This window comes from Streptomyces sp. NPDC059455 (genome assembly GCF_042750115.1).
In the GTDB taxonomy this organism is placed as follows: Bacteria; Actinomycetota; Actinomycetes; order Streptomycetales; family Streptomycetaceae; genus Streptomyces; species Streptomyces endocoffeicus.
The window spans coordinates 1-12,105 of record NZ_JBHYVB010000277.1 but is presented as its reverse complement, the minus strand read 5'-3'; the positions used below and the strand labels follow the sequence as shown (position 1 = coordinate 12,105).

Annotated in this window: 1 protein-coding gene; it reads right to left on the bottom strand. The window is 69.1% G+C overall.

From position 1 onward, the window contains the following. Nucleotides 1-12,105 (bottom strand): amino acid adenylation domain-containing protein (locus ACFXB5_RS48835; RefSeq protein WP_385221287.1); only part of this gene is annotated, 12,105 nt, incomplete at both ends.

Sequence of the window (12,105 nt, the reverse complement as noted above, 5' to 3'; positions counted from 1 at the left end):
CGAACTGACACGATCGACATCCGACAGATCGGTCGCGGAAGCCTGGGCCAAGAGCTGTTGCGTGTGCCCGTCGTCCAGCACCAGCAACCGATCGCACTCCCACCGGGGTACCCGCTCCGCCGTCTCCGTCGTCGCCAGGACCACCTCCGGCTGAGCATCCTCGAGCATGAAGGCGATCCGGTTCGCGGGATAACGCGGATCGATCGGCACATACGCCCCACCAGCCTTCACCACCGCCAACAACGCCACCACCATCTCCACCGACCGGGACACCACCAACCCCACCCTGGACTCCGGCCCCACCCCCAACCCCACCAACACCCGAGCCAGACGATTCGCCCGCTCATTCACCTCCCCATACGACACCCCACGCCCCTCACACACCACCGCCACCGCACCCCGATCCCGCCGCACCCACCCCTCAAACAACCCCGGCAGCACATCAACGGCACCGCCGTCACCAGACGCGTCCCCGCTCCACGTCTCCACCAACTCCTGTTCCTCGCCCGTGAGCACATCGATCCGCCCCACCAAGCACCCCGGATCAGCAGCGATCGCCTCCAGCACCCGCACAAAGCGAGCCGCGATCACCTCCACCCCATCCCGGTCGAACACATCAGGCCGGTACCCCCACCGCACCTGAAGCCGCTCACCAGGAATCACCGTCAACGCCAACGTGTAATGCGTCGCATCCCGGCCCCCGCTGGCCCGCACGGTCACGCCACTGTCTCCCAGAGCCCCCGAAGCCGCGTCGGGCGCCACCGGATAGTTCTCGAATATCACCACCGTGTCGAACCGGGCCCCCGCACCCACCGCCGCCTGAATCTCAGGCAACCCCGCGAACTGATACTCCGACAACCGCCCCTGCGTCTCCTGCAACCCCGACAACAACCCCGCCACCGACACCCCAGCACCCGCCCTGACCCGCACCGGCACCGTATTGATACACAACCCCACCAACGACTCAGCACCCACCAACTCCACCGGCCGCACCGCCACCGTCGCCCCGAACACCACATCCTCACGCCCCAACAGCCGCCCCAACACCACACCCCACGCCCCCTGAATCAACGTGTTCAGCGTCAGCCCCAACTCCCGCCCACGCTCCACCAACCGCCCCGTCAAACCCTCCGCAACCTCACACCACACCTCACCCGGCACCACCCCACCACCACCAGCAACCACCGGCCCCAACACCGTCGCCTCCTCCACCCCAGCCAACACCCCACACCACGCCGCAACCGCCGCACCCCGATCCCGCGACCCATACCACGCGAGATAGTCGCGGTACGGCGTCGGCCTGGGCAGTGCACTCTCCCCGCCCGGGCGCTCGTACAAGGCGAACAGATCCCGCACCACCAGCGGAGTGGACCAGCCGTCCAGCAGGATGTGGTGATTCGTCATCACGAGACGGAAGCGGTCCTCGCCGAGACGGAACAACGCGAACCGCAGCAACGGCGGCCGAGCCAGATCGAAACGGTCGGCACGGTCCTCCGCCAGCCACCGCTCAAAGACGCCCTGCGCCTCCGCCTCCCCCAGACCCCGCAGATCCTCCTCACACCACGGCACCCGCACCCCACCGGACACCACCTGAACCGGCACCGACACACCCTCATGCACAAACCCCGCACCCACATGCGGATACCGCCGCAACAACCCCTCCACGGCCCCCCGCAACCGCATCACATCCACCGAACCCTCGAGATCGAAGACCAGCTGCACCATGTACACATCCGGCGCACCATCGTCATAGACCGCGTGGAACAACAACCCCTCCTGCAACGGGGTCAGCGGCAGGATGTCGTCGGCCTCCGGGACCAGTGCCTCGACGCGTTCGATCTCGGTTTGGTCGAGCGGGATCAGCGGCACGTCGGAGGGTGTGCGGCCACCGGACGTGGGATGCCTCAGATGGGCGATCAGTCCGTCCACGGCCGTGCACCATGCCTCGGCGAACCGGCTCACTTCCGCTTCCGTCATCAGGTGGCCGGCCCAGGCCCAGGTCGCCGTGAGGCGCGGGCCGTCGGGGGTGTCCTCGGTGAGTGCGTTGATGTCGAGGCAGTGGGTGAGGGCCAGATCGGGGTCGGAGCCGCCGCCGAGGGCCGTACTCTCCTTGGCGTAGGGCCAGTTGGCGGATCCACTGCCGGTGTACCGGCCGAGGTAGTTGAAGCCGATGCGCGGTGTGTTCAGCGCCGCGAGCTGGGGCCCGGTGCGAGGGTTGAGGTAGCGCAGCAGACCGTAGCCGATGCCGTGGTCCGGGACACGCAGCTGTTCCTTCACGCGTTTGAGTGCACCGCTCAGGCTGGCGGCGCCGGTCGCCACGTCGGTCCAGTCGACGGGACCCGCGTCGAGGCGTACCGGATACATGCTGGTGAACCAGCCAATGGTGCGGGTCAGATCGAGGGCCTCGGCGATGTCCTCGCGACCGTGTCCCTCGACGTTGACCAGCAGGGCGGTGGCCTCGGCTGTGCCGTAGCAGTGGGCCGCGGCCAGGACCAGGGCCGTGAGGAGCACGTCATCGACCCCCGCGTGGTACGCGGCGGGTACGGTCGTGAGGAGGGGCTCGGTGCGTGCCGGGTCGAGGACGACGGTGAGCGAACGCAGGCTGCGCACATCGTCACGGGCGGGGTCGAGCGCGCCTGTGGCCACGGTGAGCCCGGGGTCCCTGGTCATACGGGTCCACATGTCCAGCTCATCTTCCCGGGCGGGGTCGACGGCCTGGTCGGCGAGCAGCCGCGACCATCGGCGGAAGGAAGTGCCGACGGGCTGGAGTGCGGGCGGGCGGGCGGCCTCGAGAGCCTCGTACGCGGCGATGAGGTCGGGCAGCAGCACCCGCCAGGACACTCCGTCCATCACCAGGTGGTGGGCCAGCAGGAGCAGCCGGCCGGGGCGCCGGTCCCCCGCGTCCAGCCAGATCACCTGCAGCACGGTGCCGGAGTGCGGGTCCAGTCGGGCCTGACCCGCCGCGCTCTCGGCCGCCACCGCCGCCTGCAGGTCCTCGTCGCCACCGCCGATCACCGCGGTCCGGCGTACCAGATCCGCTGCCGCGATGGAGCCGGGCTGTGTGATTTCCAGCTGCCAGGCGTCGGCTCCACCGCCACCGCCACCGCCACCGCCACCGCCACCGGGGCGATCGTCACCGTCCCCGTCGGCGATCCGCAGTCGCAGTCGCAGTGCGTCATGGTGGTCGATCACGGCCTGTACCGAGGGGATCAGCCGGTCGAGCGTCAGCTTCGGTGGCACTTCCAGCAGCACCGACTGGTGATAACCGGCGGTCGCCCCTTCGCGCTCCCGCAGCCAGTGCATGATCGGGGTCATGGGCAGTGTGCCCACTCCGTTGTCCTCCACGGCCGGGGCCTCGACGGTCCGGGTGGCGGTGGCGGCGAGAGCGGCGGGGGTCTTGTGCTGGAACACCTCACGCGGCGTGATCACCAGCCCCGCACGGCGAGCCCGGCCCACCAACTGGATGGACATGATGCTGTCCCCACCCAGCGCGAAGAAGTCCGCGTCGGCCGGGACATCGGGCACGCCCAGCACCTGGGCGAACAACCCGCACAACAGCCCTTCCGACGCGGTGGCTGGCGTACGGCCGGGGGCCGGGGTGTGGTCCGGGGCGGGCAGCGCCTTGCGGTCCAGCTTCCCGTTCGCCGTCAGCGGCAACCGCTCCAGCACGACAACGGCCGAGGGCACCATATGCTCCGGCAGGACACCCGCCAGGAACTCGCGCAACTCCGCAGCCACCGGACGGGACCCCGCCGTCGGTACGACATAGCCGGTCAGCCGCCGGTCCCCGGGACGATCCTCGCGCACCACCACCACAGCCCGCGCCACCTGCGAATGCGACGCCAGCGCCGCCTCCACCTCACCCAACTCAATACGGAAACCCCGCACCTTGACCTGATCATCCACCCGGCCCACGAACTCCAGCCGCCCATCCACCCGCCACCGCACCAGGTCCCCGGTGCGATACATCCGCCCACCGGGCCCAGCGAACGGACACGCCACAAACCGCTCCGCCGTCAACCCCGCACGCCCCGCATAACCCCGCGCCAACCCCGCACCCGCCACATACAACTCACCCACCACACCCGGGGGCACGAGCTCCAGCCCCTCATCCAGCACATGGGTGTGCAAATGCGGGAGGGGTCGGCCGATCAGGCTCCTCGCGCCGGGCTCGGAGAGCTCGCGGTCGATCGGCTGGTGGGTAACGTGCACGGTGGTCTCGGTTATGCCGTACATGTTCACCACGACAGGGGCATCGTCGTGGTGGCGGGCGTACCAGTCGGCAAGGCGCGTGGGGTCGAGTGCCTCGCCGCCGAGCACGACATAGCGAAGCGCCGTACCCACGTGTGGCCCGCCGCGTTCCGCTTCGGCCGCGATCAGTTGGTAAAGCGCCGAGGGGGTCTGGCTCAGGACCGAGACGTTTTCCCGTACCAGCAACTCCAGGAAGTCCGAAGGGGAACGGGTCACCTCCCTGTCGACCACGATAAGGCGGCCACCGCTCAGCAGGGCTCCCCAGATCTCCCACACCGAGAAGTCGAACGCATACGAGTGGAACATGGTCCACACGTCGTCCGGGCCGTAGGCGTAGCTCCGCGCGATCGCTTCGAGCAGCCTCACCACGTTGGTGTGCGTCACCAGGACACCCTTGGGCGCGCCGGTGGATCCTGAGGTGTAGATGGCGTAGGCCGGGTGCCGGGGATCGAGCGGGCTCGTGCGGTCGCGGTCGGTGAGGTCGGTGGCGGACTCCTGGGCCAGGAGCTGGTGGGTGTGCTCGTCGTCCAACACCAGCAGCCGGGCGGTCTCGCCCGGGGGTATCCGGTCGGCCGTGTCCCTGGTGGCGAGCACCACTTCCGGGGCGGAGTCATCCAGCATGAACCCGATCCGGGACCTGGGATAGCGCGGATCGATCGGTACGTACGCCCCACCGGCCTTCACCACCGCCAGCAACGCCACCACCATCTCCACCGACCGGGACACCACCAGCCCCACCCTGGACTCCGGACCCACCCCCAGCCCCACCAACACCCGCGCCAGACGATTCGCCCGCTCATTCACCTCGCCATACGAAACCTCACGCCCCTCGCAGACCACCGCCACCGCATCCCGATCCCGCCGCACCCACCCCTCGAACATCCCCGGCAGCACATCAACGCCCTCATCCGCAGCACCCGGCGCACCTCCGCCCCACGCCTCCAGCCGCTCCCGTTCCTCCCCGCTGAGCACATCGATCCGCCCCACCACACACGCCGGATCAGCGGCCATCGCCGCCAACACCCGCACAAAACGAGCCGCCAGCACCTCCACCGACTCCCGGTCGAACAGGTCGGTCGCGTACTCCAGCGTTCCGTGGATACCCGCGGGGCCGCCGCCATCGGCATGTGTCTCGGCGAGCATGAAGGACAGGTCGAACTTGGCGGTGTCCATCTCGACCCAGAGCGGTTCGCTGATCAGCCCCGGCAGTGCGGGGCCGGAGTGGTGGGTGTTCTGGAATCCGAGCATCACCTGGAACAGGGGGTGCCGGGCCAGGGAGCGGTCCGGGTTGAGCAGGTCGACCAGCCGCTCGAAGGGTACGTCCTGGTGGTCGTAGGCGGCCAGGTCCACGTCGCGGACGCGGTGTAGGAGGGTGGTGATGTCGGGGTTGCCGGAGGTGTAGACGCGCAGCACCAAGGTGTTGACGAAGAAGCCCACCAGGTCGTTGACGGCTTCCTCGCCCCGCCCCGCGTACGGGGTGCCGATGGAGATGTCGTGGCCCGCGCCGAGCCGGGTCAGCAGCACGGCCAGTCCGGCTTGGACGACCATGAAGACGCTGACGTCGTGGGCGTGTGCCACATCGGCCAGCCGCTGGTGGAGCGCGGCCGGGATGTCCAGGTCCACGGTGCCGCCGCGATGGCTCGCCACCGCCGGGCGCGTACGGTCGGTGGGCAGGTCGAGCTCTGCGGGCAGGTCCGCCAAGGCTCGGTCCCAGTAGGCGAGTTGCCGTGACATCAGGCTGTCGGGCGTGTTCTCCTCACCGAGGACACGCCGCTGCCAGATGGCGTAGTCGGCGTACTGCACCGGGAGCGGCTCCCACTGTGGTGCGCGCCCTCGGGCGCGGTCCGTGTAGGCGCGGGCGAGGTCGCTGAAGAGGGGGCCCATGGACCAGCCGTCGGCGGCGATGTGGTGCAGCACCAGCAGCAGTACGTGCTCGTGGTCCGCCGTTGTGTAGATGCCCGCGCGCAGTGGCAGTTCCGTGGCCAGGTCCTCGAATCCCCGTCCGGCCTCGGCCGCGAGCAGCGCGTCCAGGTCCTTGGGGTCGGCGTGCGACATGCTGATCGGCAGCCGGGTGCGCGCGGTGTCGGCGTCGAGCACATGCTGCCAGGGCTGCCCCTGGTCGTCCTTCGGGTAGAGAGTCCGCAGGGCTTCGTGCCGGACCACGACATCGCGGAGTGCGTCAGCCAGCGCCTCGCGGTCCAGGGGGCCGGTGATCCGCTGCGCGGACACGATGGTGTAGGTGGCGGACCGGGGACCCTGGATCTCCTGCATGAACCACAGACGCCACTGCGCATACGACAGCGGGATCCGTTCCGGTCGCGGCATCGGGCTCAGGGGCGGCCGGGTCGTTCCGGTGCTCGTTCCGTCGCCGAGCCGTGGGATCAGCTGGGCGACCGTGGGTGCCTGGAACAGTGTGCGGACGCTCAGCTCGGTGCCGGTCTCGGCGCGGATGCGGCCGATGAGCCGCATCGCGAGGAGGGAGTGGCCGCCGAGTGCGAAGAAGTCGTCGTCCACACCGACCTCGGCAAGCCCCAGTACCTCGGCGAAGAGGCCGCACAGGGCCCACTCCCGCGGGGTCCGCGGGGCCCGACCGGTTCCGGCGGTGAACTCCGGGGCGGGCAGCGCCTTGCGGTCCAGCTTTCCGTTCGGGGTCAGTGGCAGCTCGTCGATCGCCATCACGATCGACGGCACCATGTGCTCCGGCAGCATGCTCCGCAGATGGGCCTGGAGTGCGGGGAGCAGCGAGTCGGTCTCCGGGCCGGCGCCCGGTTCGTTGGCGTAGGCGGTGAGCGGTCGCGCGCTCGCCTGGGCAGCAGCGACGGGCAGATCGACGACCGGCCGGTCCGGATCCTCGGCACCGAGCAGGAAGAGGGCGTCGAGTCGCTCGGGCTCTTCGGACCAGGTCAGATGGGCGCGGTAGCCGTGACGGGCGGCCAGCTCGTGCAGGGTTTCCACGTCGGGTGTTCCCGGCATGGCGTCGGGTGTCTGCGGTGTGGCGTCGGGTGTCCCCGGCGTGGCGGCAGGTGTCCCCGGCAGGGCGGCGGGTGTCCCCGGCAGGGCGGCGGGTGTTCCCGTGTGCGCGCCGACGGTGGCGTCGGTGTCGATGGTCTGCCGGATGGTTTCCGGGGCGGTGCCGTCCTGGAACTGCCGTACCGCTGCCAGGTCGTCCATCAGCCGGGCGTTGGGGAGGTCCCTCACCCACAGCTTGTCGTGGCGCCGGGAGAGGAGTGCCGCCAGTTCATCGGTCCGGTGCACATCGGTTCCCCAAGTCGCCGTCGGTGCTGCCTCGTCCGCGCGTACGGCGGTGACCGGTGCCTTGTGGAGCACCACGTCATAGCGGTACCGCGTCAGTTCGTTGCGGCTCTTCCCGCGCTTGATCCGGATGTCGACCGCCGCGATGTCCGGAACGGTGGCCTGGAGAGCCGAGAAGAACGCCGGGTCGATCAGCAGTTCCCTCTCGAGGGAGATGGTCTGCTCGATCGCCTTGCGGAGGTCCGCGCCCGAGAGCTCACCGCCGAACCTGCTGAGACCGGCCGCCGTGGCGAAGCAGCGGAGCAGGCGGAGATTGCGGACATCACCGAGGAACAGGGAGCCGCCTGGTGCGAGCAGTCGCATCGCTCCGGAGATGACGGCGACGAGGTAGTCGACGCCGGGGAAGTACTGGATCACCGAATTGATGATCACGGTGTCGAAGTGGCCGGACGGAAATCCGGTGAAGACGTCGGCGGGCTGGGAGGACAGCTCCACGCGGGCAGCCAGGTCCGGATCGCGATCGATCTGGTCCCGCAGCACGTCGATCACCGCGGAGGAGAAGTCCGTGGCCCAATACGAGTCGCACCCGGGCGCCAGCCGGCGCAGCAACAGACCTGTGCCCACGCCGATTTCGAGCACGCGTCGAGGAGCCAGTGCGGAGATCCGGTCCACGGTGGCCGTCAGCCACTCCCGCATCTCGTCCAGGGGGATGGGACGACCGTCGTAGCTGCTGTCCCAGCCGATGAAGTCCTCAGCAGCGTTCCCGGTGGAGGCGCTGGTGGAGTCCTCACGGAGAGCGGTGGCAGGGCGGTCTCCGTACAGCGACTCGTAGAAACTCTTCCAGTGGCCGATGTGGTCGTCCGCGTGGCGCTTCGCCGGCTCCTCGTACCGTGACGCGTCGTCCCGGGGTGTGTCGTTCCGTGACATGTCGTCCCGTGACGCTTCGTCCCGTGATGTGGTGCGGGGCGCGGGTACGGCGTAGCCGATCAGCCGTCGGTCACCGGGACGGTCCTCGCGCACCACGACCGCTGCCCGAGCCACCTGCGGATGCGACGCCAGCGCCGCCTCCACCTCACCCAACTCGATACGGAAACCCCGCACCTTGACCTGATCATCCACCCGGCCGACGAACTCCAGCCGCCCGTCCGCCCGCCATCGCACCAGGTCCCCGGTCCGGTACATCCGCGCCCCGGGCTCGGCGAACGGGCATGCCACAAACCGTTCCGCCGTCAGCCCCGCACGCCCCGCATACCCCCGCGCCAACCCCGCACCCGCCACATACAACTCACCCACCACGCCCGGTGGCACCCACCCCAGCCCACCATCCAGGATGTACAACCGTGTGTCCTGGATCGGTGTCCCGATGGCCGGTGGCCGTTCCTCTCCCGGCTCGCACGGCTGGCCGGAGATGTCGATGGTGGTTTCGCTCGGCCCGTACGAGTTGTAGAGCCGCACCCAGGGAAGCGTGGCGTGGAAGGTGTCGCGGACGGCCGCCGACATGGCTTCCCCGCCACAGACGACGTCACGCAGCGAGCGGCAATCGTCCGGCACCGCGTGCCACTCCAGGAGATGCTGAAGGAGGGAGGGGACGGTATGGACGACGGTCACCTGGTGGCGCCTTACGGCCGCGAGAAGGTACCCGGGATCCGCGTGCTTGTCCGGGTGGGCCAGCACGATGGCCCCGCCGGCCATCAGCGGGCAGAACGCTTCCCATACGGAGACGTCGAAGCTCAGGGGTGTGCGCATGAGGAAGCGGTCCTCGGCGCTCCAGCCGAACGCCTTCACCCGCCACAGGAGGTTGTTCAGCAAGGACTGGTGCGTCACCACCACACCCTTGGGGGTGCCCGTCGACCCTGAGGTGTAGATGGCGTAGGCCGGGTGCCGGGGATCGAGCGGGCTCGTGCGGTCGCGGTCGGTGAGGTCGGTGGCGGACTCCTGGGCCAGGAGCTGGTGGGTGTGCTCGTCGTCCAACACCAGCAGCCGGGCGGTCTCGCCCGGGGGTATCCGGTCGGCCGTGTCCCTGGTGGCGAGCACCACCTCCGGGGCGGAGTCATCCAGCATGAACCCGATCCGGGACCTGGGATAGCGCGGATCGATGGGCACGTACGCCCCACCGGCCTTCACCACCGCCAGCAACGCCACCACCATCTCCACCGACCGGGACACCACCAGCCCCACCCTGGATTCTGGGCCCACCCCGAACCCCACCAGGATCCGCGCCAGACGATTCGCCTGCTCATTCACCTCGCCATACGGCACCTCACGCCCCTCACACACCACCGCCACCGCATCCCGATCCCGCCGCACTCGCTCTTCGAACAGTCCCGGCAACAGCCCGTAGCTGGTGTCTTCCTCAGCGGGCGCGCCTCCACCCCAGCGTGTCAGTTGTTCCCGTTCCACTCCGGTCAGTACATCGACCCACCCGACCAGACGGGCCGGATCAGCGGCGATCGTCTCCAGCACCCGCACGAAACGAGCCGCGATCACCTCCACTGCCTGCTGGTCGAACACATCGGGCCGGTATCCCCATCGCGTCTGAAGCCGCTCACCGGGAATCGCCATCAACGCGAGGGGATAGTGCGTGGCGTCGTGGGCCGCGATGGCGGTGGTCTTGAGTGTGCTGTCGGCGCGGCCGAAGACGGCATCGTCCACGGGGTAGTTCTCGAAGACCGTCGCGGTGTCGAAGAGCGGGCCCGAACCGGCATAGGCGCTCTGCTGGATGTCGGTCAGGCTCAGGAACTGATGGTCGAGCAACCGTGATTGTTCGTCCTGCAGCCGGATGAGCATCGCCACCAGGCTTTCGCCCGCGAGCACGCGAAGCCGCAGCGGCACCGTGTTGACGAACAGCCCGACCATGGATTCGACACCGGGAATCTCGGGCGGCCGAACGGCCACCGTCGTTCCGAAGACCACATCATCACGTCCGGTCATACGGGCCAGGAGGAGGCCCCAGGCACCCTGTATCACGGTGTTCAGGGTCAGACCGGCCTCACGCGCCCGCTCGGTCAGAGAAGCGGTGAGGGATTGCGAGAGGAGCTGTGAGACGTCCTTGGGGGCTACGGCCTGGCGTCCGGGGCCTGCGGGCGTCAGCAGAGTGGGGTCTTCGACGCCCGCCAAGGCATCGCGCCATGCCTCCAGCGCCGCATCCCGATCGCGCGACCCGTACCACGCGAGGTAGTCGCGGTACGGCGTCGGCCTGGGCAGTGCGCTCTCCTCACCTGGTTGCTCGTACAAGGCGAACAGATCCCGCACCACCAGCGGAGTGGACCAGCCGTCCAGCAGGATGTGGTGATTCGTCATCACCAACCGGAAGCGGTCCTCGCCGAGACGGAACAACGCGAACCGCAGCAACGGCGGCCGCGCCAGATCGAAACGGTCGACCCGGTCCTCCGCCAGCCACCGCTCAAAGACGCCCTGCGCCTCCGCCTCCCCCAGACCCCGCAGATCCTCCTCACACCACGGCACCCGCACCCCACCAGGCACCACCTGAACCGGCACCGACACACCCTCATGCACAAACCCCGCACCCACATGCGGATACCGCCGCAACAACCCCTCCACGGCCCCCCGCAACCGCATCACATCCACCGAACCCTCGAGATCGAAGACCAGCTGCACCATGTACACATCCGGCGCACCATCGTCATAGACCGCGTGGAACAACAACCCCTCCTGTCCGGCCGCCAGGGGCAGGACCTCGCCGTACTGGGGGATCTTCGCTTCGATGGCTTCCTGGTCGGACTGGCTCAGCGAGATCAAGGGGCGTGGGGGCGTGGTGGAGTCCGCGGTGTCCGTCGATTGCGTGGAAACGGCCGGGGCCTCGGGGACCCGGGCGGTGGTGGCGAGGGCGGCGGGCGTCTTGTGCTGGAACACCTCACGCGGGGTGAACACCAGCCCCGCACGGCGGGCCCGGCCCACCAACTGGATGGACATGATGCTGTCCCCACCCAGCGCGAAGAAGTCCGCGTCGGCCGGGACATCGGGCACGCCCAGCACCTGGGCGAACAACCCGCACAACAGCCCTTCCGACGCGGTGGCTGGTGTACGGCCGGGGGCCGGGGTGTGGTCCGGGGCGGGCAGCGCCTTGCGGTCCAGCTTCCCGTTCGCCGTCAGCGGCAACCGCTCCAGCACGACAACGGCCGAGGGCACCATATGCTCCGGCAGGACACCCGCCAGGAACTCGCGCAACTCCGCAGCCACCGGACGGGACCCCGCCGTCGGTACGACATAGCCGGTCAGCCGCCGGTCCCCGGGACGATCCTCGCGCACCACGACGGCCGCCCGCGCCACCTGCTGATGCGACGCCAGCGCCGCCTCCACCTCACCCAACTCGATCCGGAAACCACGGACCTTGACCTGATCATCTACGCGGCCGACGAACTCCAGTTGTCCCTCCGCCTGCCACCGCACCAGGTCCCCGGTCCGGTACATCCGCCCACCGGGCCCGACGAACGGACACGCCACGAACCGCTCCGCCGTCAGCCCCGCACGCCCCGCATAACCCCGCGCCAATCCGGTACCCGCTACGTACAGCTCGCCCACCACACCCGGTGGCACCAACCCCAAGCCACCATCCAGCACATAGACCGATGTGTTGGACAA